The organism is Kitasatospora sp. NPDC127116, assembly GCF_042677365.1.
Lineage (GTDB): Bacteria > Actinomycetota > Actinomycetes > Streptomycetales > Streptomycetaceae > Kitasatospora > Kitasatospora lactacystinica.
This window is the reverse complement of the sequence record NZ_JBHXTL010000036.1, coordinates 22257-47378: the sequence shown is the minus strand read 5'-3', so window position 1 is coordinate 47378 and position 25122 is coordinate 22257. Positions and strand designations below refer to the sequence as shown.

Here is a 25122-nt window from a genome sequence, read left to right as displayed (position 1 = left end):
GCTGTGGAGTTCTGCCGGGACACCTTCGGAGGGGACACCGTGTGCCAGGAATCCAGCAGTTACGACGCCGCCCGCATCCAGGTGCTGGAGGGGTGGGAAGCCATTCGCAGGCGGCCCGGGATGTACATCGGCTCGACCGGTGAACGCGGCCTGCACCAGATGGTGTTCGAGGTCGCCGACCGGGCGGTGAAGGAGGTCCTGGCGGGCCGCGCCGGCCGCGTCGAGATCACGCTCGGGTCCGACGGTGGCGTGTGCGTCGCGGACGACGGCCCGGGCGTTCCCGTCCACGACGAGGGGGCTGCCGGCGAGCCCGGCCTCGGAGCCCTGCTGACCCGTATGCACGCCGGAGCGGGGATCCGCGGCGGCCGCCACGACGTGATGCTCGGCTACAACGGCGTCGGGCCCACCGTCACCAACGCCCTGTCGAGCCGGCTGACCGCCGAGGTGCGGCGCGAGGGGGTCCGCTGGGAGCAGGTGTTCGAGCGCGGTGTCGCGGTCGCCCCGCCCACCGAGGCGGGCCCGGCGACCGGCAGCGGGACCGTCATCACCTTCTGGCCGGACACCGGGATCTTCGGTGCGGCCGAGTGCTCGTTCGGTGAACTGGCGGACCGCTTCAGGGAACTGGCCCTGCTGAACCGGGTCCTGGACATCTCGCTGACCGACCGGCGCGGCCCGGGCGAGCCGCGGTCGGTCCGGTTGCGCTTCCCCGGCGGGACACGGGACTTCGTCGCCCTCCTCGACGACCGGGACGCGGCACCCGCTTCCACGGACATCATCGGCTTCGAGGGCGAGGACCCGCGGATGGCGGGGACGGTGGAAGCGGCCTGGCGGTGGCGCGGTCGCGGCGAGGAGAGGATCCGGAGTTTCGCCAACGGCCGGCCCACGCCGCGCGGTGGCACGCACGAGGCGGGCTTCCGGGACGGGGTGGCGGCCGCGCTCGACGCGTATGCGCGCAAGGGGCTCCTGTCGGCCGCGCCGGACCCCGTCCTGACCGCCGAGCAGGTCTGCGCGGGCCTGACGGCGGTCGTGTCGGTGAAGCTCGACGCTCCCGAGTTCCACGGCTCCACCTGGGACGTGCTCGGCGACGACACCGTGCGTGCCTGCGTCGCGCAGGCCGTCCGGGACCACCTGGGCACCTGGCTGGAGCAGCACCCGGAGCAGGCCGCGGCCGTCCTCGGCCGCCTCGTCCACGGCACCTGAGCACCCGGCCCCGCCGCCTCCCTCGAAGCGGCGGGGCCGGGGCGTTCGACAAGGTGTCAGGCGGGGCGGATGCCCGGGTTGCCGGCCTCGGTGGTGAAGGAGGCGGCGGTGGACAGGGTGCCGCCGGGGCGGGTGATGTGGGAGACCACCCGGTAGTCGGCGCGGACGCGGTGGCGGTCCAGGGTGAGGACGGTGTAGCCGCGGCGCCCGTCGTAGAACTTCATGTGCGGGTTGGCCGACATGAGGTTGTTCCAGTTGGAGGGCTTCTCCTCGCCGTCGCCGTCGCTGCTGATCGAGGTGCCGACGAACTCCACGCCCACGGTGCGGGAGCCGGGGTCGTCGAAGTTGCGCTTGACGTCCAGGGCGTAGGCCACGTGCACGTCGCCGGTGAGCAGCACGAGGTTCTTGACGCCGGAGCGGTCGACGGCCTGCAGGAAGCGCTCGCGGGCGGCCGGGTAGCCGTCCCAGGCGTCCATGGAGAGCTTGGAGCGCTCGGCGGTGGTGTTCTTGCGGCGGGAGAAGACGACCTGCTGGGGCACGACGTTCCAGGTGGCCCTGGAGCGGCGCAGGCCCTCGGCGAACCAGCGTTCCTGGGTGGCGCCCATCAGGGTGCGTCCGGCGGCGTCGGACTCCGGGGTGGGGTACTGCCAGCCGTCGCCGTTGGCCTGGTCGTCGCGGTACTGGCGGGTGTCGAGGATGTCGAACTGGGCGAGCTGGCCGAAGTGGACGCGCCGGTAGAGGGTCAGTTCGGTGCCGTGCGGCTGGGGCATGCGCAGCGGCTGGTTCTCCCAGTAGGCGCGGTAGGCGGCGGCGCGGCGGGCGACGAAGGGGGCCGGGTCCTGGTTCTTCTCCGGGATGCCGGCGGCGTAGTTGTTCTCCACCTCGTGGTCGTCCCAGGTGACGTACCAGGGGTGGGCGGCGTGCGCGGCCTGGAGGTCGGGGTCGTTCTTGTAGAGGGAGTAGCGCAGCCGGTAGTCCTCCAGGGTGGTGGTCTCGTGGTTGAAGTGGGCCGCGAGGGTGCGGTCGGTGTACTTGCGGTCGCCGCCGGCGGCGTCGATGCCGTATTCGTAGATGTAGTCGCCGACGTGGAAGACGGCGTCCAGGTCCTCGTTCGCGAGGTGGCGGTAGGCGGTGAAGTAGCCGTCCTCGTAGGCCTGGCAGGAGACGAGGGCGATGCGGGCGCTGTCGAGCTTCCGGCCGCGCGGCGGGGCGGTGCGGGTGCGGCCGACGGGGCTGGACCAGGAGCCGACGGTGAAGCGGTACCAGTACTCGCGTCCGGCGTCGAGGTCGTCGACGTCGACGTGGAGGGCGTAGTTGAACTCGGCGTGGGCGCGGGCGGTGCCGCGGCGCTCGACGCGGCGGAACTTCTCGTCGCGGGCGATCTCCCAGGCGACCTTGACCGAGCCGGTGGGCGGCAGGCCGGCGCCGGGCTCCAGGGGGCGCGGGGCCAGGCGGGTCCACAGCACGACGGCCTCGGGGGTGGCGTCGCCGGAAGCCACGCCGAGGGTGAAGGGGTTGTCGCCGATGGCGCGCGGGGCGATCTCGTTGTCGGCGGCGTGCGCGGAGGGCAGGTTGACGCCGAAGGCGAGCGCGGCGGCGGCCGAGGTGACGGTCAGGAAGCGGCGCCGGTCCAGGCGGGCGGCGGCCTCGCGCAGCATCCGGTCGGGCGTGGGGTGGTCGGCGGGGCGGGTCATCGGCGTGGTGGCCTTTCGCAGCTCGGGGGTGTGCGAAGGGAATTGGAGTGGACCGCCCCGTACGGCGGGGGTCGGGATCACGGCAGCAGAGTGATCATCCGGTGGGAGAGCGGTGAAGGTCCGGCACTTCACCCCGAACCGGACGGAAGGCCGCATTCCGGTTGCGTTCGCCGTGTCCCGACCGGCCCCGACCGGCCCCGGCCGGCCCCGCCCCGCACCCCGCGGGCCCCGGCACCCGCCCGTGCGCCCGGTGGGTGCGGCCCGCGCAATGGGCAGGTCAAGGCGCGCGGGCCGGACGCCTTCGGGCGGGCGGGCCCGGGCCGGACGCTCAGACGACTTCCAGGTTGGCCATCATCCCCATGTCCTCGTGCTCGGCGTTGTGGCAGTGGAAGAGGTAGCGGCCGCGGTAGCCGTCGAAGCGGGTGATGATCTCCGCGGACTCCCCCGGGCGCAGCGAGACGGTGTCCTTGAGGCCGGCGTCGTGGGGCAGCGCGGGCCTGCCGCCGCGGGTGAGGATGCGGAAGCCCACCAGGTGGAGGTGGACGGGGTGGTGGACGTCGGCGATCAGGCGCCAGATCTCGGTGTCGCCGAGGGGGACGGTGACGTCGGTGCGGGCGGGGTCGAAGGGGCGGCCGCCGATCAGCCAGCCGTGGCCGCCGTTCATGCGGCCGGCGCGGAAGGCGAAGTCGCGGGTGCGCACGGCGTCCTGGCGGCTCCATTCGGGCAGGTCGGTCGACAGGACGGGTGGGATGCGGCTGTCGTCGGCGGCGGGGCGGCGGGTGATGCGGAAGGCCATGATGTCGCGGGTGCGGCCGGTGCCGAGGCGGTTGACGAGGCGGACCAGGGAGCCGACGGGGGCGGCGGCGAAGTCGACGACGAGGTCGTGGCGTTCGGCGGGGGCCAGGGGCAGGGACTGGTGGGTGACGGGGGTGGCGAGCAGGCCCTGGTCGGCGCCGACCTGGACGAGGTCGAGGCGGCGGCCGTCCTCGGTGCGGGCCTCGATCTCGTAGTGGCGGGCGTTGGAGGCGTTGAGCAGGCGCAGGCGGTGGCGGGCGGCGTCGGTCTCGTGGACGGGCCAGGGGGCGCCGTTGACGAGGACGACGTCGCCGAGGACGCCGGCGAGGTGGGGTTCGGTGACGCCGGGGCGCTCGCGCAGGGTGGGGTCGAGGGAGGGGTAGGTCAGGGCGCCGTCGGCGGTGAAGGCGCGGTCGGTGATCATCAGGGGGATCTCGCGGGGGCCGGCGGGCAGGCCGAGGGCTTCCTCGGCGTCGTCGCGCACGATGTGCAGGCCCGCGAGGCCGCGCCACAGGGCGGGGGCGGTGAAGTCCATGCGGTGGTCGTGGTACCAGAGCAGGGTGGGGCGCTGGTCGTTGGGGAAGGTGTAGTCGCGTGTGCGGCGGCTGGTGACGGCGCGGGGGTCGGTCATGGCGCCGCCCATGCCCGGCATGCCGTCCGCGCCCTGCATGCCGGGCATGACGTGGGGGGTCTCGGGCCAGCCGGCGGGCAGGACGAGGTCGGTGGGGTAGCCGTCGGAGTCGGCGGGGGTGTGCCCGCCGTGGAGGTGGACGACGGTGGGTACCGGCAGTTCGTTGCGGTGGGTGACGGTGACGGGCCGGCCGCGGCGGGCCTCGATGGTGGGGCCGGGGAAGGTGCCGCCGTACGTCCACAGCCGGGTGGTGAGGCCGGGCAGGATCTCGGCGTCGGTCTCGCGCTGGACGATCTCGTAGCGGTCGGCTCCGCCGTCGGTGGACAGGGGCTTGGCGACGGCGGGCAGCGGCAGCGGCACCTGGTAGGGGGGTGGCAGGGCGGCGGTGCTGCGCAGTTGGGCGCCGGTGGTGGCGGGGCGGCGGGCGAGGGTGGCGGCGGTGGCGAGGCCGGTGGTGGTGAGCAGGCCGAACGCGCCGCCGATGCCGAGGATCTGACGGCGGGTCATGCCGAGCGGGCGGCCGGGGCGGGGTTCAGTCACGGTCGCCCTCCCGGCGGGCGGGGCGGCGGGCGGGCAGCGGGGTGCGCCACAGGGCGATGGTGAGGACGACGGTGGCGGCGATGGTGGCCACGCCCAGGGGCAGGTGCAGCCACAGGGCGCCGTCGCGTCCGGCGAAGTACTGGACGGTCTCGGCCGCGACGACGGCGAGGGTGGCGGCCGCCGGCCAGCCGCGGCGCAGCCGGATCCACACCACGAGGGCGGCGATCAGCTGGAGGTAGCCGAGGGAGGTGACGGCGTTGGCGCCGGCGGCGTGCCAGGAGAGGGCGTCGTAGTCGCCGCTGAGGTAGACGCCGGCGAAGACGGGCTGGCCGAAGACGGCGGCGGTGTGGGCGGCGGCCAGGGCGCGCAGGGTCCGTCCGGCGGGCCCGGTCCGCTCCCCCGCGGCGGACCGGGCCCTCGGCTCCGGTGGGGTCCTGTCGGCGGCGATGGCCATGGGCGTCCTTCCTCGAACCGTTGCCGGGCCGCGCTGTGTGCCGGTGCGCGGCCCCGCCCATGACGCTATGACCGTCCGGTTATCCTGTCTAAGATCAATATTGCTATGGCGTTATGACGCCTCGGGCATGGGGGCGCCGGTGGACCTGAACACGCTCGCGCAGTTCCTGGCGGTGGCGCGGCTGGAGCACCTGAGCCGGGCCGCCGAGGAACTGCGCGTCGCCCAGCCGTCGTTGAGCCGCTCCATCGCCCGGCTGGAGGCCGAGCTGGGCACCCCGCTGTTCGAGCGGGGCGGGCGGCTGCGGCTGAACGCGGCCGGGCACCTGTTCCGCGGCTACGCGGAGCGTTCGCTCGGTGAACTGGAGGCGGGCCGACGGGCGGTGGCGGAGGCCGCCGGGCAGGGACTGGGCACGGTGCGCCTGGCCTCGGAGACGTTCCTGGCCTTCAGCGGGCCGCTGGCGGCGTTCAAGCGCGGCCACCCGGGGGTGGAGATCGAGCTGCACCAGCTGTCCGCGCAGGAGGCGGCGCGGCGGCTGCGGGCCCAGGACGTCGACCTCGCCGTCTTCTCCCAGCCCGTCGCCGCCGAGGGCCTGGAGTCGGTGCCGCTGCTGGACGAGGAGGTGGGGCTGGCCGTCCCGGTGGGCGACCCGCTGGCCGGCCGCACCTCGGTGGGCGTCGAGGAGCTCGCCGAACGCCCGTTCATCGCCGCCCGCCCCGGCCACTGGCAACGCCGCCTGCTGGACCGGCTGTTCGCCGCCCGCGGGCTGGTGCCGCGGATCGTCTGCGAGAGCGACGAGGCCGGCGCCATCGCCGAACTGATCAGCGCGGGCCTGGGCATCGGCCTGGTGCCCGCCGTCGCCCGGCGCACCGCCACCCGCCTGCCGCTGGTGTGGGTCGGCGTCGACAGCCCCGACTGCCGGCGCTCCCTGACCCTGTTCTGGGACGCGCGGGCCCGCCTGCCCGCCGGCGCCCGGCTGCTGCGCGAGGCGATCGCGGGCTGGGACTGGGCGGGCGGCGGTCGGACAGAGGCCGGCGGGCGGGCTGCCGGCGGCTTCTGACGGCCGGCAGGCGGACGGCGGGCGGACGGCGGCTTCTGACCGCCTGCCCCGTTCGAGTGCCGCTACAGCTTCGCGGCCGAGAAGGTGTCGCACTGGGCGAAGTCGCCGCTGCGGTAGCCGGTGGTGAACCAGGCCTTGCGCTGCTCGGCGGAACCGTGCGTCCAGGCCTCCGGGTTGATCCGCCCGGTGGCCTGCTGCTGGATCCGGTCGTCGCCGACCGCCGCCGCCGCGTCCAGGCCCTGGGCGATGTCCTGGTCGGTGAGCGAGGCGATCAGCGGACGGCCGGTGGAGGGCTGCGGGGTGGTCGTCGCGTGGTGCGCCCACACCCCGGCGTAGCAGTCGGCCTGCAGCTCCAGGCGCACCGAGCCGCTGGTGGCGCCCTGGCGGTCGTTGCCGACCTTCTGCATGGCGCCGGTGAGGTTCTGGATGTGGTGGCCGTACTCGTGGGCGACGACGTAGGACTCGGCGAACGGGCCGCCCTTGGCGCCGAAACGGGCGGACAGCTCGTTGAAGAAGCCCAGGTCGACGTAGGCCTTCTTGTCGCCGGGGCAGTAGAACGGGCCCACCGCCGAGGTCGCCGCCCCGCAGGCGGTGGAGACCTGGCCGGTGAACAGCACCGTCTCGGCGTTCTTGTACGGGACCTTGGCGGCGCGCGGCAGCTCGGTGCGCCAGAACTCCTGGAGGCTGTTGGTGACCGCCACGATCCGGCAGTCCTGGCGCTTGTTGGCGTCCGCCCCGGTCTTGCAGGCCTGCTGCGCCTCGCCGGCGGTGCGCACGCCGGAGGAGTTGGAGGAGGAGCCGGAGCCGGAGGACAGGCCCAGCAGCTGCGGGTCGACCCCGAGGACGACGGCGAACAGCACCGCGATCAGGCCCAGGGCCCCGCCCCCGATGGCGATCTTCCCGCCCGGGATGCCGCGCCGGTCGTCCACCTGCGAGGTATCGAGGTCGCCCTGGTCGTCGAACTGCATGTGCCCCTGCCTGCCCGCTTCTGTCGCGTTCCGCCCTACTGGTGACGGTCTGTACCGTCGACGGCCCGGCCCAGCCTACGGGCCCCGCCCCGGATCGCGCCGCAGCGGGTCCCGGCTGCCCCGACCGGCGGTCCCGCCCGGCGGTCCTGCCCCGGCGGCCCGGGCGCGGTCGGGCGGGCGCGGTCAGGCGGGCGCCGGGGCGCCGACGACGCGCAGCAGCTCCAGACGGGAGGCCGACTCACCGCCCGGCGCGGCGGTGTGCACCAGCAGCAGCTGGTCCTCGCCGCCGGCGGCCAGCACCTCGCACTCCAGCTCCAGCGGCCCCACCACCGGGTGCAGCACCCGCTTGCGGCCGCTGCGCCGCCGGGCGACCTCGTGGCGCTCCCAGCAGGAGGTGAACTCCTCGCCGCTGGCGAGGAGTTGCTCCAGCAGTTCGGCGGCGCGCCGATCCCCGGGGCGGGCGGTGCGGGCGGCGCGCAGGGAGGCGACGTGGGCGCGGGCGAGGTCCTCGTGGTCCTCGGGCGGGAACAGCGCCCGGACGCCCGGTTCGGTGAACCAGCGCAGCAGCAGGTTGCGCCGCTCGGGCGCCAGGGCGGTGACGTCGCCGAAGACGGCGGTGGCCATCGGGTTCTGCGCGAGGACGTCGCCGAGGTCGGAGACGACCTGGGCGGGCGTGTCGTGCAGCCGGTCCAGGATCAGCAGCAGCCCGGGCCGCACGTGCCCGAGCGGCCCGTGCCGGCGCGGCGGCTCGTGCCCGGCGAGGCGGAACAGGTGGTCGCGCTCGTCCTCGCTCAGCCGCAGCGCCCGCGCCAGCGCCGCGAGCAGCTGCGGCGAGGGCTGCGGGCCGCGCCGCTGCTCCAGGCGCGCGTAGTAGTCCACCGACAGCCCCGCCACCTGCGCCACCTCCTCCCGGCGCAGCCCCGGTGTGCGCCGCCGGACCCCGGGCGGCAGCCCCAGGTCGGCGGGGGCGAGCCGGGCCCGGGTACGGGTGAGGAAGTCGGCCAGTGCCGCTCGGTCGATCATGCCCCCAGCATGGCCCGCCGGAGCCCGCCGCCACCAGGGACCGGCGGTCCCCCGCTCGCGGACGCCGTCACCCGTCGGCGCGCGGTGGGTGTCCGCGGCGCCGGGCCCGGAACAGGACGTGGCCGCTGTCGCCCTCGGGCACGAACTCCTCGTGGACCACGTCGAAGCCGGCGCTCACGAGCCACCCGCGGCTGGTGGCGGCGTCGGCGTGGCTCCACCACATCGCGGCCCCGCCGCCGAGCCAGTTCTCGTCGGTGCCGGTCCAGGCCCGGTGCCCGGTGGTGCTCAGGAACCAGCCTCCCGGCCGCAGCCAGTGGGCGATCCGCCCCAGCAGGGCCGGCTGTTCCTCCACCGGCACATGGATCAGGGTGTACAGGCAGACGACGGCGTCGAAGCGGCCCCGGGGAAGCTCCACGGTCGTAGCATCGGCCCGGATGAAGTCGGCGCCCGGCACGAGCTGCCGGGCCCTGCGGACCTGGACCTCGCTGATGTCGACCCCCGTCACCCGGTGGCCCGCCGCGACCAGGGACCGGGCCACGGGAACCCCGGTGCCACACCCGATGTCCAGGACGGCCGCGGCCCCGGGGAGCCGGCCGAGCAGCTCCTCGATCCACGGTCCGTACTTCGTCCCGCTGCCGAACGCCCGCTCGTAGTGCTCCGACAGCACGTCGTACCCGCGCCGGACCACTTCCTTCGGATTCTCGTCGTCCACGCGCGCACGCTACGGCGCGCCCGCCGGGAGCGCGACCGCTTTTCACCCGGCCCCGGCCGGCCCTGCGCCCCGGGCCGTGCGAGCGCCAGGGCCGAGGGCACGCGGCCCCAGCCAGGGATCGGCGGTCCCTGGATCGGGAGGTCTCTGCCGCACCGCTCGGGGCGCGGGCAGGGTGGTGGGTGTCGAAGGTGATCAACTCTCCTGGAGGAGGCGGACGATGGCGACGATCCTGGTGACGGGCGCGACGGGTTCGGTGGGCAACAGGCTGGTGCCGCGGCTGGTGCGGTGGGCGGAGGCGGACGGGTCCTCGGTGCGGGTGCTGGTGCGGGACGCCGCGAAGGCGCGGGCCCTGGACGGGGTGGAGGTGGTGGTCGGCGACCTGTGCGAGGAGGCGGACCGGGCGCGGGCGCTGGAGGGCGCCGAGGTGGTGCTGAACGCGGCGGCGGCGCTGCGCGGGGTGCCGGACGAGGCGGCGTGGGCGGTCAACCGGGACGCGGCCGTCGCCCTGGGGCGGGAGGCCGCGAAGGCCGGGGTGCGGCGGTTCGTCCACACCAGTACGAACCTGGTGTACGGGCGGGGGCTGGGGCGCCCCGCCGTGGAGGGCGACCGGCTCGCACCGGATCCGGCATGGGGGGTGTACGCGGCGTCCAAGGCGCAGGCCGAGGCGGGGCTGCGCGCCCTGGGGGACGAACTGCCTCTGGTGGTGGCCCGGTTGGCGTTCGTGTACGGGCAGGGCGATCCGCACCTGGCGCAGTCGCTGCACTGGGCGGCGAACTGGCCCGCGCACCAGCGCCTGGCGGTGGTGCACCACGCGGACGTGGCGCGGGCGCTGTGGCGCGCGGTGGTGACGCCCGGCATCGAGGGGCGCACGTACAACGTCGGCGACGACGCGCCGCTGACGGCCTGGGACCTGTACGCGCTCAACGGTCGGACGCACCCCGGCAGTTCACCGTCCGAGGCGGCCGAGCCGGCCGAGCCGTTCGACCCGTGGGAGGGACAGGTGTCCACGGCGGCGGCGCGCCGGGAGCTGGGCTGGCGTCCGCTGTACCCGTCGGCGTGGGCGGCGGCCGACGCCGGGGCGCTGTAGCGGACGCCGTCCGGCCCTCCCGGTACGGGGAGGGCCGGGCGACGCCGCACAGCCGGCCGGCGCCGCTCAGCCGGCCCGCGCCGCTCAGCCGGCCCGCGCCGCTCGGCCGGTCCGTGCCGCTCAGCCGGCCGGCGTGGGCGCGGGGGCGTAGCCGGCCGGGCGGGTGGTGAAGGTGCCGCGGCCCTGGGTGCGGCCGCGCAGGCGGCCCGCGTAGCCGAACAGTTCGGCCAGCGGCACCAGTACGCCGACCCGGGCGGTGGCGCCGTGGCCGGGTTCGGTGGAGCGGACGTGGCCGCGGCGGGCGGCGAGGTCGCCCAGGACGGTCCCGAGGGCGTCCTCGGGCACGGTGACGCTCACTTCGGCCAGCGGTTCCAGCAGGTGCATCCGCGAGGCGCGCAGGGCCTCGCGCAGGCCGAGGCGGGCGGCGGTGCGGAAGGCGAGCTCGGAGGAGTCCTTGGGGTGGGTGGCCCCGTCGGTGAGGGTGACGGCGACGCCGGTGACCGGGTGCCCGCCGAGCGGGCCCTCGGCCAGGGCGTCGCGGCAGCCGGCCTCGACGGCCTGCACGTACTCGCGCGGCACCCGTCCGCCGGTGACGGTGGAGGTGAACGCGAACTCCCCCTCGGTGCCCGCCGGCAGGGGGTGGACGTCGAGGACGAGGTGGGCGAACTGCCCGGCGCCGCCGTCCTGTTTGGCGTGCCGGTAGGTGAAGCCGGTGACGCCCTCGGTGAGGGCCTCGCGCAGCGCGACGCGCGGGCGCCCGACGACCGCTTCGACGCCGGCGTCGCGCCGGACCTTCTCCACCGCGACCTCCAGGTGCAGTTCGCCCAGGCCGGACAGGGTGCGCTGGCCGGTCTCCGGGTCGGTGGCCACGCGCAGCGAGGGATCCTCCTCGGCCAGGCGGGCGAGGGCGGCGGCGAGCTTGTCGGTGTCGGCGGCGCGGCGGGCCTCGACGGCGACGGTGACGACCGGTTCGGCGCTCACGGGGGCCTCCAGGACGATGGGGTGGTCGGCGTCGCACAGGGTGGCGCCGACGCGGGTGTGCTTGGGGCCGACGACGGCGACGATGTCGCCGGCGCGGGCCGTGTCGGTCTCGGTGTGGCGGTCGGCCAGGACGGTGAGGATGCGGGCGACGCGCTCGCGGCGGCCGGTGGCGGTGTCGAGCACGGTGGCTCCCTTGTGGAGGGTTCCGGCGTACAGGCGCAGGTGGGTCAGGCGCCCGGTCGGGGCGGAGGTGACCTTGAACGCCAGGGCGGTCAGGGGCTGTTCGGGGTCGGGGTCGCGCTGCTGGGCACGGTCGGCGGAGCGGGTGGGCGGGACGTCGAGCGGGGAGGGCAGGTAGGCGACGGCGGCGTCCAGGAGCGGTTCGATGCCGCGGTTGCGGTAGGCGGAGCCGCACAGCACCACGACCACCTCGCCGGTGCGGGTGAGGTCGCGCAGGGCCGCGGTGAGGGTGTCGGCGCCCAGGGTGGCGCGGGCGCAGAACTCCTCCAGGGCTTCGGGGTGCAGTTCGGCCACCGCCTCCTCCAGGGCGCGGCGGCGCTCGGCCGCCACGGCTTCGAGGCCGGCCGGGACCGGGCCTTCGTGCAGGGTGCCGTCCTCGTCCCAGGTGAGGGCGCGCTGGCCGACCAGGTCGACGACGCCGGTGAACGACTCCTCGGCGCCGATGGGCACGTGGACGGCCAGCGGGCGCGGATGCAGGCGTTCGCGGATGGCGGCGACGGCGGCGTCCAGGTCGGCGCCGGCGCGGTCGAGCTTGTTGACGAAGGCGATGCGCGGCACGCCGTGGCGTTCGGCCTGGCGCCACACCGACTCGCTCTGCGGCTCGACGCCGGCGACCGCGTCGAACACCGCCACCGCGCCGTCGAGCACCCGCAGGGAGCGCTCGACCTCGTCGGCGAAGTCGACGTGGCCGGGGGTGTCGATGAGGTTGATCCGGTGCCCGGCCCAGGCGCAGCTGACGGCGGCGGCGAAGATGGTGATGCCGCGGTCGCGCTCCTGGGGGTCGAAGTCGGTGACGGTGGTGCCGTCGTGGACCTCGCCGCGCTTGTGGGTGGTGCCGGTGAGGTAGAGGATCCGCTCGGTGACGGTGGTCTTGCCGGCGTCGACGTGGGCGAGGATGCCGAGGTTGCGGACGGCGGCGATGCCGGCGGTCGCGGCGGCGGTGGTGCCGGTGGCGGTGGTGGTGCCGCGGGTGGTGCTGCGGGTGGTGGTGTGGGTGCGCATGGCCCGGGTGCCTTTCGAGGCGGTTCCGCTCATGGGGTGGGCGCGCGATTCCAGCAGTGCCGACGGATCGTCGGATTCATGACCACGGAATGGGGTTACGGCCGGACAGGCCGGTGTCAGACGGTGGCGGCACTGCTCCGGTGCCGGCCGCGCAGCGGGCACCGGAAGGCCGAGGACACCAGGATCACCTCGTACCGCGACGCGGGAGAGGGGGCGGCGGCGCTCTGCTTCGGCATGGCCGCCCGCCCCCTCTCTCGTCCCGTTCGTCGTCGCGGTCGTCGCGTTGTCGCGGCGGGCCGCGCGTCGGGGCGCGGCCGCGTGGCGAGTGTAGGGAAGGCGGGCCGGCCGGTGCGACGGGTTTTACGGTGCCGGGTTTTACGGTGCCGGGTCCTACGGCGCCCGGAAGCGCAGCACCGGCTCCGACCAGCCGTCGTCGCGCACCCCGGCGTCCAGGGCGGCGCCGATGGCCCGTTCCTCGTACGCGAAGTGGGAGTCCATGATGGCGGCGAGTCCGTCGAGTTCGCGTCCGATCGCCTCCAGGTCGGCGCCGGTGGCGCCCTGGACGCCGGCGTCGGACTGCCCGGCGGCCCGGTCGGCGAGGTGGCGCACCCGGGCGAGGATGTGGGTGATGAAGCCGTGGTCCTCGACGAGTTTGCCGATGGTCGGTGCCAGGTCGGGGCGTTCTTGCAGGAGTTGGGCGAACAGGCCGGTGTCCTCGCCCTGGTGGTGGTTGGTCAGGGCGGTGCAGAAGGCCAGGCAGTGGGTGAGGAGTTCGTTGCCGTCGCCATCCGGGCGGCGGGGCCGGCCGAGGTTGGTGCGCAGGTCGGCGAGGCGGCGGCGCAAGTCCTGGTGCGCGCGGGAGAGTTGCAGGCTGAGGGCGGCCGTACGGCCGGTGGAGGGGGAGGCCACGGGTGGCGGTCCCTTCGGTTCCGCACCTCCATGCCTGACGCAGTCCGTCACCGGCACGCGATGCTCGCGCCATCGGATCACGCGCCCCGGCCGGAAGGCAAGCGGGGCTCCTGCGCCCCGGGTGGTGTCCCGGGGCCGCCGTCACGCTCCGCCGGCGAGGTCGTGCAGGGTCGCCCCGGCCTTCGGGGTCAGGACGAGCGGGCCCCGGCCGCTCGTCCACACGGCCCGCACGTCGAGGCTTCGGAGGCGCCAGCCGTCGGGGGTGCGCACCGCCTCGCCGGTGAACGTGCCGCCGACGTCGAAGTGGCCGCCGGGTTCCTCGCCGCGCGCCTGCTGGGTCGAGGCGAGGTGGACGTGCGCCATGACGGCGTTCCAGCGCACCGCGGCCCGGTCCCCGTCCAGCTCGATCATGTGGTTGGCGCCCACGTGCTGGGTCCGCTCGAACTTCCCGAGGGTCGCCTGCTCGGACTCGGCCAGCCCGTCGATGCCCTCGTGGTCCCCCACCGGCGTGGTGATCCGCACGTCGGGGGTGAAGTAGCGCCGCGCCCACGCCTCGTCGAACCGCCCGCCGCCGCGGGGCACCGTGTCGAGGCTGAGCAGGTAGCCGTCGATGAGGCCGGTGATGTCGGCGCGGTCGGTGAGGGCCTGGACCCGCCGTTCGAGCGCGGCGAGGTTCGCGGTGGTGGTGACGGTGGTCATGGCCCTGGCTCCTCGGGATCGCTGTGCGTGCCGCGTCCGGTCCGGCCGCGCACCACGGAGGCTAGGACCTCAAGTCGACTTGAGATCAAGGTCCCGGTCCGGAGTCCGGCGGGCCCGCCCGGCGGCGGGTTCGGCGGCCGCGCCGGCGCGCGGGCGTCCGAGCAGGATGCCGGCGAGCACCAGCGCCAGTCCCGCGCCCTGGCGCACCCCGAAGGGGTCGCCGTCCAGCGCGGTGCCCAGCAGCACGCCGGTGAGCGGGTTGAGCAGTCCGAGCAGGCCCACCGTGCCGGCCGGCAGGTGGCGCAGCCCGGCGAACCAGCAGGTGAAGGCGAGCGCGGTGGCGACCACGGTGGTGTAGCCGAAGGCGAGCAGGGTGGGCCCGTCCGCCGGTGGGGGCGCGCCCTCGGCGACGACGGCGAGCGGCAGCAGCACCAGGCCGCCGGCGGTCAGCTGCCAGGCGGTGGCGGTGAGCGGGTCGGCGCCCTCGCGCCAGCGGGCGGCCAGCACGTAGCCGACGGAGGAGACGAGCATCGCGGCCGCGGAGGCCGCCAGCCCGGCCCAGCCGATCCCCTCCCCCGTTCCGGCCAGTGCGAGGGCGACCCCGGCCAGGCCCACCACCGACCCCGCCAGGTGCGCGCGGCGCGGCCGCTGCCCGGCCAGCGCCCAGGCGGTGAGCAGCAGGGCCAGCGGGGAGGCGGCCATGAGGGTGGCGGCGGCGCTGGTGGGCAGCAGTTGGGAGGCGAGGTAGAGCAGGACGAAGAAGGCGGCGGTGTTGAGCAGGCCGAGCAGGGCGCTGCGCCACCACCAGGCGCCGTGCGGGCGGCGGCGGGCGAGGGCGAGCAGCAGCAGTCCGGCGGGCAGGGCGCGCAGGGCGGCGCCCCACAGGGGGCGGTCGGCGGGCAGGTGGGCGTGGGTGACCCAGTAGTTGGCGCCCCAGGCGACGGGGGCGAGGGCGGTGAGCAGCACCCAGCGTTTGGTGGCTTCCATGGAAGGCAATATAGCTTCCTGGGAAGCTACTGGCGTAGGGTGGTGTCCATGGAGCCCGACCAGCACGAGGACCGGCACGAAGAGCGGCACGAGGACCGGTGCGAGGAGCGGTCCCCGGACCACGTCGCCCAGATCCAGGCCGCGTGGCGGCGCGAGCGCCCCGACCTCGACGTCTCCCCGCTGGCCGTCATCGGGCGCCTGCACCGCCTCGCCGCCCGCCTGACCGCCGAGCTGACCCTCGTCTACCAGCGCTACGGCCTGGGCGAGGGCGAGTTCGACGTGCTCGCCGCGCTGCGCCGCGCCGGCGCCCCGTACGAGCGGGCCCCGGGCGAGCTGGCCGCGCACACGATGGTGACCACCGGCGCGATGACCAAGCGGATCGACCGGCTGGAGCGCGCCGGGCTGGTCACCCGCCGCCCCGCCATGGACGACCGGCGCGGGCGCGTGGTCGCCCTCACCGACGCCGGCCGGCGCCTGTTCGACGAGGCGTTCACCGCCCACCTGCGCAACGAGCACCGCCTGCTGGCGCACCTGAGCACCGAGGAGGCCGCCGCCCTGCAGGGCCTGCTCACCGCCTGGCAGCACCGCCTGGACGGCACCGGGGACGCGGGTGGAAGCCGCACCGGTGGAAGCGGCGCCGGGGGCACCGGGGACGCGGGCCGTACGGAGCGGGGCGGTGACGGCGGACCGTGAGAAGCTGACGCATGGCCAGCGAGACTCCCCCGCCCGACGCCCCGCCGCCGCACCACCGGCACTCCTCCGCTCCCCCGCCCGGCTGGCGGAACCCGGAGGTGCGGGCCGCCCGGCGCCTGGTGGAGATGCTCCAGGAGCTGCGGGTGCTCCAGACCGGCGTGCAGATCGTCTTCGCGTTCCTGCTCGGCGTCGCCTTCACCCCGCGCTTCCCCCAACTCACCGACGCCCAGCAGGACATCTACATCGTCACCCTGCTGCTGTCGGTCGTCTCCTCGGCCGTCCTGGCCACCCCCGTCGCCCTGCACCGCGGCCTGTACCGCCACCCCGGCAAGGCGCGGATCGTCGACGTCTCCGCCCGCATCGCCCAGGTGGGCCTGCTGCTGCTCGCCTGCGCGCTGACCGGCGCCGTGCTGCTGGTCCTCGACGTCGTCCTCGGCACCGTGCCGGCGGTGCCGATCACCTGCGCCATCGCGCTGGTCTTCGCCGTGCTGTGGTTCGTCCTGCCCTGGGCGGTGCGCCGCTCCGCCACCCACCACCGGGCCTGACCCGACGGCCACCGTCGCCCTCGCCACCGCCGCCCTCGCCACCGCCGTCTTCGCCACCGCCTTCGCCATCGCCGCCTTCGCCGCTGCCGCCGCCCGCAGCGGGGTTGCACGGGCGGCGGACCACGGACCGGGCCGGGGCCGGCTGCCGGGCGCCGGGGGCCGGGCCGGGAGGCGCCCGCCGGGCCGCCTCCCCCACCCCACAGAGCCCACCCGCACCCCGGACCGCTTACCGTGCCGGTATGCATACCGACGAAAGCCCGTGGGACGTCCTGCTGATCGGCGGCGCGTCCGGCCTCGGCAAGAGCCGCGCCGCCGCCCGCCTGTCCGCCCGGCACGGCGCGTTCGTGGTCGAGTTCGACGACGTCGTGGCCGCCCTCCAGGCCGCCACCACCCCCGCCGGCCACCCCGGCCTGCACCACTTCGCCACCGTGCCCGACCCCGACGCGCTGCCCGCCGACCGCGTCCTGGAGCTCCAGATCGCCACCGCCCGCGCCCTGGACGACGCGCTGCTGGGCGTCGTGCGCAACCGGCTCACCGTGGACGTGCCCGCGATCGTGGAGGGCGACTACCTCACCCCGGCCGCCGCCGCCCGCGCCGTTGCCGAGGCCGCCGGGCAGGGCCGGCGCGTGCGCGCGGTCTTCCTGCACGAGGACGACCCGCGGCGCATCGGCGCCAACTACGCCGACCGCGAGCCCGGTTCGGGCCCGCAGCCCGAGCGCGCCGCCGTCAGCGCCCGCTACAGCACCTGGCTCGCCGACCAGGCCCGCGCCCACGCGCTGCCCGTGGTCGACTGCCGCCCGTACGCCACCCTGCCCGAGCGCCTGGCCGCGGCCCTGGCGTGACCCCCGCGAGGGCGGAGGCGGCGGCGGGACGGCGGGTGGCGTGACGGCGGATCAGGCGTCCTCGATGTCCGAGATCAGCTTGGTACTCAGGTCGCTCTGCACCGCCAGCCGGGTGTGCCCGGCGTCGGGGCCGGTACCCCAGGTCAGGGTGACGGTGGTGAACAGGTGCCCGGCGCCCGAGTCGTGGTAGAGCACCTCCCAGCGGGTGGGCACGTCCTGGGCGCGCAGCACGCCGTCGGCGTGGTTGGCCTCCTCCCAGGCCGCCAGCCGCTGACGGAAGTCCTCGGTGAGGTAGTGGGAGCGCAGCTGGTCGCCCAGGTCGTCGGTGCCGTCGGAGACGGCGTCGATGTAGGCGCCGTAGAAGTCGGCCACCCGGTCCACCGCGGAGTCCGGGCTGCCGCTGCGGACCGCGGAGCCCGCGGCGGTGTCGGCGTCGGCGTCGGTCATGACATCCCCATCCGTCAGGGCCGGGGGTGGCACGCTCCCGCCCCGGCCGGTCGGTTCGACCTGTAGACCCAACGAGCCTGCCCACCGGAGGTTGCGCCCCGGTCCGCCTCCCTCACCGGCCGGGGGCGGCGTTCGGGTCAGCCCGGTGCCTGGTGCCCGTCGTCGTACGCGGCGCGCGCCGCGAGCACCTGCGGCATGTGGCACTCGGCCCAGGCCTTGATCTGCCGCATGAGCGGCAGCAGGTCGCGCCCGAGCGCGGTGAGCGCGTAGTCGACGCGGGCCGGCACCCCGGCGGTGACGGTGCGCCCGACCAGGCCGTCGCGTTCCAGGGCGCGCAGGGTCTGGGTGAGCATCTTCTCGCTCACCCCGGCCAGGCGCCGGCGCAGGCCGCTGTAGCGCAGCGGTCCGTCGGCGAGGGCGTTGACGACGAGGCTGGCCCACTTGTCGCCGATCCGGTCGAGGAGTTGGCGGGCCGGGCACTCGGCGAGGTAGGCGTCGTAGTCGGCGGCCTCGGCGGCGCGGCGCTGGGCGGCGGTCGTGGTGGGCACCGGCCCACTCTCCTTTCCGTACGGTACGCACCTTCGGGTGCGTCCTTCCCCGTGGAGAGTAACTCTCCTTAGGTTGGGTGGAGTTGCCGATGCGTGAGCCGACGGCGCGAGCCGAGGCGCGAGGGGTGTGGGTGCGATGCGTGCCGTGGTGGTGCGGGGGTTCGGTGGTCCCGAGGTGCTGGAGCTGGTGGAGGTGGCGCTGCCGCAGCCGGGCCGCGGGCAGGTGCGGGTGCGGGTGGCGGCGGCCGGGGTCAACCCGGTGGACGCGGTCACCCGTTCCGGGGTGCTCGCCGGGGCCGGGCTGATGGCGCCCCGGGCGGTGACCGGGATCGGCTGGGACGTGGCCGGGACGGTGGACGCCGTCGGCCCCGGCGTGACGCGATTCGCCCCCGGGCAGCCGGTGGTGGGCCTGCGCGACCGCCTGGACACCGACCTCGGCACCTACGCCGAACAGGTCGTCCTGGACGCGGACACCCTGGCCCCCGCCCCGGCGGGCGCCACCCTCGCGCAGGCCGCGACGCTGCCGCTGAACGGCCTCACCGCGCTGCAGGCCCTGGACCTGCTCGACCTTCCGGCCGGCTCCACCGTCCTGGTCACCGGCGCCGCGGGAGCGGTCGGCGGCTTCGCCGTCGAACTGGCCGTCCTGCGCGGCCTGCGGGTGGTCGCACTGGCCGGGGAGGGCGACGAGCCGCTGGTGCGCGGGCTGGGCGCCGAGTGGTTCGTGCCGCGCACGGCGCCCGATGCGGCCGCCGCCGTACGGGAGGCGGTGCCCGGCGGGGTCGACGGCGCGATCGACGCCGCCCTGCTGGGCGTGCGGGCGCTGGGCGCGGTGCGCGGTCGCGGCGCCTTCGTCGCGGTCGCGGCCGGCAGCGCCCCGCCGGCCCTGCGCGGCATCCGGGTCGCCAACGTGTGGATCACCGCCGACGGCCCCGCCCTCACCCGCCTCTGCGCCCTCGCCGCCGACGGCCGCCTCACCCTGCGGGTCGCCGACACCCTCCCCCTGGCCCGCGCCGCCCACGCCCACCGCCGCCTGGAGGCCAGCCACCTGCGCGGCCGGCTGGTCCTCACCCCCTGAGCCGCCGCCCCCGGGGAACGGAAAGAAGGCCTGCTCCCGTTACGGGGCAGGCCTTCTTCGATGTGATCCGCGTCACGGCGGGACTGCGGCAACAGCGCTCCGCCCGGGGAGACCGTCCGGGTTGAGGGGAAGGGCTCTCGGGTTGCACTGTGGCAGCCGGCGGGGCTCCGACCAAGCCGGCCGGACGACTTCGGACACTCCCGGACGCCTTCGGACGCCCGAACGCCCTGAGCAGGCGCGATCCCGCGACTGCGCCCGCAGGTACGCGGACGGCTTCGGACGGCCCCGGACGCGCGGGCCCCGGTGCCGGCGCGGCGGTGTCCGAAGGTGTCCCGAAAGCCCGTCACATCACCTCTTCCGAAGCCGTGTTGCTTCCGGCAGCGCCCGCGGACACGAACTTGCACCGGCCTTCGCGGCCCGCGCATGATCTGACCCAGCCGCCCGCCGGGCGGCCCAGGGGACGGCAATCCCCACGTCCGGGTTGAGAGTTCAGAAAGGGATCACTGTGCTGTTCGAGTTCCGTTGCGCGGTGCGGCGCACACCGCCGCCCGCCCAGTACGCCGGGAGCCACGACCTGCGGCGCGCCGCGCCGTCCGCCGCGTTCCTCGCGGTCGCCCTGGCCGGCGTCATCGCCCTGATCGTCCTCGGGTACACCGTCGAGGCGCTGGTGACCGTCGTCGTCACCGCCGCGGTGGAGGCCTCCGGCACGGCCGCCCGGGGGCGGCGATGAGCACGCCGGATCGCACGGGGATCCCTCCCGCCCGCGCCCGGCTCGTCGCCGAGCTGCAGCACCAGCGCCTACTGGCAGGCCTGCCGTCCCTGAGCTCGATCGCCAGAGGGAGCGATCTGTCGGTCAGCGCCGTGAGCAGCATGCTCACGGGGAGGCTTCTTCCCTCGGAGCAGGCACTGAAGGCACTGCTGGACGGCATGGGCGTGAGCAGTCGCGACCAGCAGCACGCGCTGCTCCTGCGCGATGCGGCCTCGGCAGCCCGCACCTTCGCTCGGCGCGCCCCCGCCGAACCCCCCGCCGCCGAACCCCCCGCCACCGAGCCCCCCGCCGACGAGCGTCCCGCCCCCGACTGGCGCGTGCCGGTCCCGGCCGCGGGGGAACCCGACCCCGTGCTGTTCTCCACCGTGCGGGAGTTCGTCGCGGGCCTGGAGGACGTCAGGGTCTGGGCCGGCGAGCCGTCGCTGCGCCGGCTGGAGGAGCGCAGCGAGAGGCTTCACCGGCAGCGGCACACGGCGTACGGCAAGGTCCTGCGGCGCAGCACGATCTCCGACATGCTCAACGCCTCGGTGCTTCCGCAGATGGAGAAGGTGCGGCACTACCTGCAGATCTGCGGGGTGCGGGACATCGACGCGTGGGTGTACACGTGGCGGCGGATCCGGACGATCGAGAAGGCCGCCGTGCGCCGGGCGGCCTGACCCTCACGGCCGCGGAGTGGGAAGTCGAGCCCGCCGACTTCCCACTCCGGCTTCCTACTCCGGTTCCTTGCCCGCGGTGGAGGCCGGCTTGGTGTGGAGGACTTCGCGGGCCTGGTCGGCGGCGCGCACGATGCTCTCGCTGATGAAGTCGAGGAAGCGGGCGATGTTCTCCAGGCGGACGGCGGCGGGGGTGCCGGGGCCGAGGACGGTGACGCCCTGGCGGGCGGCTTCGATGACCCGGTCGTTGGCGCGGGCGCTGGCGATGACGGCCTGGTAGTAGAGCTCGTCGTCGACGATGTAGCGGTCGCGGCGGCGTTCGTCGCGTTCGCGGCGCACCAGGCTCTGGCTCTCCAGGAAGGCGATCGCCTTGGAGACGGAGGCCGGGCTGACCTGCAGGCGCTGGGCGAGTTCGGCGGCGGTGAGGCTGCCCGCGTCGGTGGTGGACAGGCAGGTGATCACCCGGGCGCCCATCCGGTTGAGGCCCGAGCCCATCAGGACGGTGGTGAGCTGTTCCTCGTAGGCGGCCACGGCCTCGCTGTCGCGCCCGTGGGGCTGCGGACCGGACTGCTGTGCGCCGGGGGTGGCGGGCCGGCGCCGCTGGGCGCGGTGCTCGGTGGCGCGGTGGGCGAGGTCGGCGCGGTAGGCGAGGGGGCCGCCGTTGCGCATCACCTCGCGGGTGACGGTGGAGGTGGGGCGTTCCAGGCGCCGGGCGATCTCGGCGTAGGGGAGGCTGTCGGCCAGCCCCAGCGCGATCTGTCGGCGTTCCTGCTGGGTGAGCCTGCCTCCGGGCATCGCGTTCTCCTCGGTGGTCGTCGCCGCACGGTTCGCGGCGTGCTTGCCGGTGGGGTCACCGGTCGGCCCCACCATAGCGTTCACCTTTCACCCATTGCAATGGTCGCAACGGTCGCCGTTGCATTCATTGACACATCCGTTGCAACAGTTTCCCGTCATTCACCTGCTGCAACGCTGTTTTGACGCAACGAACTAGTTGCCGAGATCTTGAAAGCAACGTAGCGTTTCCAACGTCGGAAACACCGACGGGGCAGGCCCGGAACCGGGCCGAGCCCGCACCCACCCCCGCATCCACCCAGGAGCGCACCATGCAGAAGTTCGACACCTCCGCCCCGATCACCGTCGTCCTGGACATCCCCGGCGGGCGCGTCCGGTTCATCGCCGCCGAGCGCGGCGACACCACCGTCGAGGTCCGGCCCGCCGAGGCCGGCAAGAACCGCGACGTCCAGGCCGCCGAGCGCACCGACGTCGCCTTCGCCGACGGCGTCCTGCGGATCACCACCGCCGCGGCCGGGAACCAGTTCCTGGGCCCCACCGGCTCCCTGGAGGTCACCGTCCAGCTGCCGGCCGGCTCCGCCGTCCGGGGCAGGGCCGCCGCCGCCGAACTGCGCGTCGTCGGCCGCCTCGGCGACGTCGCCTTCGACGGCGCGTACCGCACCACCAAGGTCGACGAGGCCGCGAGCCTGGACCTGACCGCCGTCGACGGCGACGTCGAGGTCGGCCGGCTCACCGGGCCCGCCCGGATCGCCACCACCCGCGGCGACATCCGGATCACCGAGGCCCGGCGCGGCACCGTCGAGCTGACCACCCAGGCCGGGAGCATCACCGTCGGCGCCGCCGCCGGCGTCCCGGCCGCCCTGGACGCCGGCACCGGCCACGGCCGCATCGCCAACGCCCTGCGCAACGACGGCACCACCGTGCTCGACATCCGCGCCACCACCTCCCACGGCGACATCACCGCCCGCAGCCTCTGACCCCGGCCCCGCCCGGGCCGACACCATCCAGTTCCAGGGGGACACCATGACCGGCAACGCGACACCCACCACCCGTCCGAGCGCGTGGACCGGCATGCTGCCGGTCGACGACACCGCCCTCGCCGTCACCGACACCGGCGGCCCGGGCCTGCCCGTGCTCTACCTCAACGGCCAGTTCGCCACCCAGGGCCACTGGCGCCGCGTCATCACCGAACTCGGCCCGCGGTTCCGGCACATCACCTACGACGAGCGGGCCCGCGGCCGCAGGTCGAAGCGCTCCGCGGACTACTCCTTCGAGGCCGCCGTCCGGGACATCGACGCCGTCCTCACCGCCCGCGGCGTCGAGCGGGCCCTGCTGGTGGGCTGGTCCTACGGGGCGTTCCTCGGCGCGCACCAGGCCTCGCGCAACCCGCGGCGCACCATCGGCGCCGTCCTGGTCGACGGCGCGCAGCCCTACGACTGGCTCACCGAGGAGATGGAGCAGCGCATCCGCAGGCAGTTCCGGCAGTGGGCGCCGCTCATGGCGCTGATGCGCCCCACCGGCCTGACCCCGCGGATGACCCACCGGCAGATGTCCGACTGCAACATCGAACTCGGCAGGATCGGCAGCGCCGGCGCACTGGGCCCGGTGCTGGACGCCGTCACCGTCCCGACCCGGTACGTGGTCGCCTCGGGGGTGTCCCTGGGCAGCAAGGGCGAGGAGCAGGAGATCATCCGCGCGGCCCTGCCCGCGGTGACCGAGCGCAACCCGCACATCGAGATCAGCGCGAAGGTCCCCAGCAACCACGGCGCGATCCTGAAGAAGGACTTCCGCGCCATCGCCGACGCCGTCCGCGAGGTCGCCGCCCTGGACCGCCCCGCCTCCGGCCGCTGACGGCCCCCGCACCCGCACCGGCCGCCACCGGCACAGGCACCGGCCGCCACCTGCCGCCACCGGGCACCGCCGGGCGGCCCGCCGGAACGGCGGCCCTGCACGCCGCGGCTCAGCGCGGAAGCGAGGACTCCTCACCGACGGCGGCCAGCAGCTCGAACGGGAACTCCGGATCGGCCTGGCCGACGGCCAGCGCGAGCCAACGGCCGCCGGACGGCAGCCACCACACGCGCATGGTGCTGGCGACGTTGCACAGGAAGCCCAGCGGCTCCGGAGCCGCCGATTCGGGATCCGGGTCGTCGAACCCGAGATACGGCCACAGTTCGACGGTCGCCGGATCTCCCCAGCGGTCGGCCAGAACGGCCGTCAGCGCGTGGAGATCGGCTTCCAGCTCCCGTTCGGCCCGCCTCGACGATCTCTTCGCTGCGGTCCTCCCAGAAGTCCCGGCTCTCCCCGAGCACTGCCACATGGTGTCCGGGCCCACCCCATCGACGGTCCGTCCCCGGCCGGACCTCCCGCTCGGGAAACGGGAGGATGCTCAGTTCGTCGACGATCGAGAGCTGGGCGGCGGCGAATCCCCTCGATCGGTGCCGGCTCGACATGGGCGGAGCCTATCCACCTCGCCCGCCGCCGTGCCACGGCGGCGGGCGAGGCGCCGTACCGCCGGGCGTTCGACCAGGGTGTGGACGAGGGCCCCGGCGGCCAGGGTCGCGGCGAACGCGGCGAGCGTCAGCGGGACCGCGATCGGGGTCGGGTAGGTGCGGTCGCCGAGGACGAGGGGGCGGCCGTGGAAGAGGACGACGCCCTGGCAGAGGTAGAAGCCGAAGGAGACGCCGCCCAGCCACTGGGCCAGGCGGCGCGGCGCGGGGCGCGGGCCGCCGCGGTGCAGGTCGCGGTGGGCGGCGGCGCAGATGACCAGGGCGATCGGCAGGGCCATCGGCAGGACGAAGTCGTAGGGCGAGGGGACGGCGAGGGTGAGCGCGTAGGCGGGCACGACCAGGAGGGCGGCGGGGGCGAGGGGGATGCGCGGGGCGAGACCGGCGGCCACGGCCCGGGCCAGCAGCATGCCCAGGACGAACTCCGGCAGCCGGGCCGGCGGGAAGAGGTAGCCGAACCACAACTGGTCGAGCGACACCGGCAGTTGGGAGATGCGGGGGTAGGACGGCAGCAGGGCGGCGTCGGCTCCCGCGACGGCCGCGGCCACCAGCAGGACGGCGGCCAGGGCCGGGCGCAGGGCGCGATCGGGCAGACACCGTACGGCGCGGTGCAGGAGCGGGAACAGCAGGTAGAACAGGACCTCGCAGCACAGCGACCAACTGGGCATGTTCATACCCGAGTTGATGTTCGGGTCGGGCGAGTAGGCGTGCACGAGCAGGAGGTTGGGCAGCCAGACCCGCACCGGGCAGGCCCAGGCGAACAGGAGGGCGGCGGCGGCCCACATCGCCAGGTGGCTGGGGTAGATCCGGGCCAGGCGCCGGCGCCAGAACGCGGCGGGGCGCTCGCCGTCCCGCGCGGACCAGGTCAGGACGAAGCCGCTGAGGACGAAGAAGAACGAGACCCCGGCGTAGCCGGCCTTGGAGGTGATGTGGGCGAGGGCGGCGGCGAGGCGGGGGTCGGCAAAGAAGCCGAGCGGGGCCCGCGGGCGCAGCGGGTCGGTGATGAGGAAGGCGTGGAAGAGGAAGACGGCGAGGGCGGCGGCGAAGCGCAGGGCGGTGAGGGTGGGCAGGCGGTGCGGGGGTGGCGGTTCTCCGACGAGCAGAGCATCACTTCGTGCACTCATAACATGACCTTAGGTGACTGTGCGTCAAGTCGGGTCACTGACGGTGTCGCCCGGACGGCGTAAAGCGGGGCGGAACACGGGGGCGGGATGCGCTGGTGGCGAGCGGGGGGCGGGATGCGCTGGTGGCGAGCCGGGGCGGGACGCGGGGGGC

26 protein-coding genes are annotated in these 25122 nt (G+C 75.2%); 11 read left to right on the top strand and 15 right to left on the bottom strand.

Annotation, left to right across the window (positions count from 1 at the left end; all coding sequences use genetic code 11):
- Positions 1–39 precede the first annotated feature (39 nt).
- Positions 40–1200: an ATP-binding protein gene (locus tag ACFVHV_RS17030; protein WP_380351826.1), complete on the top strand. Its 1161-nt coding sequence runs from the start codon at positions 40–42 to the stop codon at positions 1198–1200.
- Between the two features lie 56 nt (positions 1201–1256).
- Here the strand turns inward: ACFVHV_RS17030 and ACFVHV_RS17025 are convergent, their stop codons facing one another.
- The 3 genes from ACFVHV_RS17025 to ACFVHV_RS17015 form a co-directional block, all read right to left on the bottom strand.
- Entirely contained in the window at positions 1257–2894 is a 1638-nt protein-coding gene (locus ACFVHV_RS17025) for an alkaline phosphatase D family protein (protein WP_380351856.1), read from the bottom strand.
- Between the two features lie 328 nt (positions 2895–3222).
- Positions 3223–4860 (bottom strand): multicopper oxidase family protein, encoded by a 1638-nt coding sequence (locus ACFVHV_RS17020; protein ID WP_380351824.1) that lies wholly within the window; start codon positions 4858–4860, stop codon positions 3223–3225.
- On the bottom strand, positions 4853–5314 hold the full coding sequence (locus ACFVHV_RS17015; RefSeq protein ID WP_359906441.1) for a hypothetical protein: 462 nt from the start codon (positions 5312–5314) through the stop codon (positions 4853–4855). The genes ACFVHV_RS17020 and ACFVHV_RS17015 overlap by 8 nt, the downstream gene beginning before the upstream one ends.
- A 67-nt stretch (positions 5315–5381) precedes the next feature.
- Between ACFVHV_RS17015 and ACFVHV_RS17010 the strand changes: the two genes are divergently transcribed.
- Positions 5382–6371 (top strand): LysR family transcriptional regulator, encoded by a 990-nt coding sequence (locus ACFVHV_RS17010; RefSeq protein WP_380351822.1) that lies wholly within the window; start codon positions 5382–5384, stop codon positions 6369–6371.
- Positions 6372–6433: 62 nt separating this feature from the next.
- On the opposite strand, the gene ACFVHV_RS17005 is transcribed toward ACFVHV_RS17010, so the two are convergent.
- The 3 genes from ACFVHV_RS17005 to ACFVHV_RS16995 form a co-directional block, all read right to left on the bottom strand.
- A complete protein-coding gene (locus ACFVHV_RS17005) occupies positions 6434–7339 on the bottom strand; it encodes a neutral zinc metallopeptidase (protein ID WP_380351821.1) in 906 nt (301 codons plus the stop codon).
- Between the two features lie 183 nt (positions 7340–7522).
- Positions 7523–8359 carry a helix-turn-helix transcriptional regulator gene (locus ACFVHV_RS17000; protein WP_380351855.1) on the bottom strand — a complete coding sequence of 279 codons (837 nt, stop codon included), beginning with the start codon at positions 8357–8359 and terminating at the stop codon, positions 7523–7525.
- 70 nt (positions 8360–8429) lie between these two features.
- Positions 8430–9074, bottom strand: a complete 645-nt coding sequence (locus ACFVHV_RS16995; RefSeq protein ID WP_380351819.1) for a class I SAM-dependent methyltransferase — start codon at positions 9072–9074, stop codon at positions 8430–8432.
- A gap of 217 nt (positions 9075–9291) precedes the next feature.
- Between ACFVHV_RS16995 and ACFVHV_RS16990 the strand changes: the two genes are divergently transcribed.
- On the top strand, positions 9292–10161 hold the full coding sequence (locus tag ACFVHV_RS16990; protein ID WP_380351817.1) for an NAD-dependent epimerase/dehydratase family protein: 870 nt from the start codon (positions 9292–9294) through the stop codon (positions 10159–10161).
- Positions 10162–10281: 120 nt separating this feature from the next.
- Here ACFVHV_RS16990 and fusA read toward each other — a convergent pair whose 3' ends face one another.
- From fusA to ACFVHV_RS16970, 4 genes are all read right to left on the bottom strand, one after another.
- Complete coding sequence (fusA, locus tag ACFVHV_RS16985) at positions 10282–12384, bottom strand: elongation factor G (protein WP_380351815.1); 2103 nt, start codon at positions 12382–12384, stop codon at positions 10282–10284.
- Between the two features lie 390 nt (positions 12385–12774).
- Complete coding sequence (locus tag ACFVHV_RS16980) at positions 12775–13293, bottom strand: hemerythrin domain-containing protein (RefSeq protein WP_359906423.1); 519 nt, start codon at positions 13291–13293, stop codon at positions 12775–12777.
- 141 nt (positions 13294–13434) lie between these two features.
- Entirely contained in the window at positions 13435–13992 is a 558-nt protein-coding gene (locus tag ACFVHV_RS16975; protein ID WP_380351813.1) for a nuclear transport factor 2 family protein, read from the bottom strand.
- Between the two features lie 69 nt (positions 13993–14061).
- Positions 14062–14979, bottom strand: a complete 918-nt coding sequence (locus ACFVHV_RS16970; protein ID WP_380351811.1) for a DMT family transporter — start codon at positions 14977–14979, stop codon at positions 14062–14064.
- 48 nt (positions 14980–15027) lie between these two features.
- On the opposite strand from ACFVHV_RS16970, the gene ACFVHV_RS16965 reads away from it, so the two are divergent.
- From ACFVHV_RS16965 to ACFVHV_RS16955, 3 genes are all read left to right on the top strand, one after another.
- Positions 15028–15672: a MarR family winged helix-turn-helix transcriptional regulator gene (locus ACFVHV_RS16965; protein WP_380351809.1), complete on the top strand. Its 645-nt coding sequence runs from the start codon at positions 15028–15030 to the stop codon at positions 15670–15672.
- Between the two features lie 11 nt (positions 15673–15683).
- Positions 15684–16217, top strand: coding sequence for a DUF6328 family protein (locus ACFVHV_RS16960; RefSeq protein ID WP_359906414.1), 534 nt, complete (start codon positions 15684–15686; stop codon positions 16215–16217).
- Between the two features lie 239 nt (positions 16218–16456).
- Positions 16457–17059 (top strand): AAA family ATPase, encoded by a 603-nt coding sequence (locus tag ACFVHV_RS16955; RefSeq protein WP_380351807.1) that lies wholly within the window; start codon positions 16457–16459, stop codon positions 17057–17059.
- A 51-nt stretch (positions 17060–17110) separates the two neighbouring features.
- Here the strand turns inward: ACFVHV_RS16955 and ACFVHV_RS16950 are convergent, their stop codons facing one another.
- Together ACFVHV_RS16950 and ACFVHV_RS16945 are read right to left on the bottom strand one after the other, a co-directional pair.
- Positions 17111–17506, bottom strand: coding sequence for a hypothetical protein (locus ACFVHV_RS16950; protein WP_359906409.1), 396 nt, complete (start codon positions 17504–17506; stop codon positions 17111–17113).
- 137 nt (positions 17507–17643) lie between these two features.
- Complete coding sequence (locus ACFVHV_RS16945) at positions 17644–18054, bottom strand: winged helix-turn-helix transcriptional regulator (protein WP_380351805.1); 411 nt, start codon at positions 18052–18054, stop codon at positions 17644–17646.
- A gap of 136 nt (positions 18055–18190) precedes the next feature.
- Between ACFVHV_RS16945 and ACFVHV_RS16940 the strand changes: the two genes are divergently transcribed.
- From ACFVHV_RS16940 to ACFVHV_RS16930, 3 genes are all read left to right on the top strand, one after another.
- Positions 18191–19129, top strand: coding sequence for an NADP-dependent oxidoreductase (locus ACFVHV_RS16940; RefSeq protein ID WP_380351853.1), 939 nt, complete (start codon positions 18191–18193; stop codon positions 19127–19129).
- Between the two features lie 505 nt (positions 19130–19634).
- Complete coding sequence (locus ACFVHV_RS16935; RefSeq protein ID WP_359906403.1) at positions 19635–19859, top strand: hypothetical protein; 225 nt, start codon at positions 19635–19637, stop codon at positions 19857–19859.
- A complete protein-coding gene (locus tag ACFVHV_RS16930) occupies positions 19856–20554 on the top strand; it encodes a hypothetical protein (protein ID WP_380351804.1) in 699 nt (232 codons plus the stop codon). Before ACFVHV_RS16935 ends, ACFVHV_RS16930 begins: the two co-directional genes overlap by 4 nt.
- Positions 20555–20608: 54 nt before the next feature.
- Here the strand turns inward: ACFVHV_RS16930 and ACFVHV_RS16925 are convergent, their stop codons facing one another.
- Positions 20609–21346, bottom strand: a complete 738-nt coding sequence (locus tag ACFVHV_RS16925) for a helix-turn-helix domain-containing protein (RefSeq protein WP_359906480.1) — start codon at positions 21344–21346, stop codon at positions 20609–20611.
- 308 nt (positions 21347–21654) lie between these two features.
- Between ACFVHV_RS16925 and ACFVHV_RS16920 the strand changes: the two genes are divergently transcribed.
- Both ACFVHV_RS16920 and ACFVHV_RS16915 read left to right on the top strand, forming a co-directional pair.
- Entirely contained in the window at positions 21655–22320 is a 666-nt protein-coding gene (locus ACFVHV_RS16920; protein WP_380351802.1) for a DUF4097 family beta strand repeat-containing protein, read from the top strand.
- A gap of 46 nt (positions 22321–22366) precedes the next feature.
- The gene (locus ACFVHV_RS16915; RefSeq protein WP_359906394.1) at positions 22367–23194 is read left to right on the top strand and encodes an alpha/beta hydrolase; all 828 of its coding nucleotides are present in this window, start codon (positions 22367–22369) and stop codon (positions 23192–23194) included.
- Positions 23195–23303: 109 nt separating this feature from the next.
- On the opposite strand, the gene ACFVHV_RS16910 is transcribed toward ACFVHV_RS16915, so the two are convergent.
- Positions 23304–23675: a hypothetical protein gene (locus ACFVHV_RS16910; RefSeq protein ID WP_380351800.1), complete on the bottom strand. Its 372-nt coding sequence runs from the start codon at positions 23673–23675 to the stop codon at positions 23304–23306.
- Positions 23676–23729: 54 nt separating this feature from the next.
- The gene (locus ACFVHV_RS16905) at positions 23730–24971 is read right to left on the bottom strand and encodes an acyltransferase family protein (protein ID WP_380351799.1); all 1242 of its coding nucleotides are present in this window, start codon (positions 24969–24971) and stop codon (positions 23730–23732) included.
- Between the last annotated feature and the right edge of the window lie 151 nt (positions 24972–25122).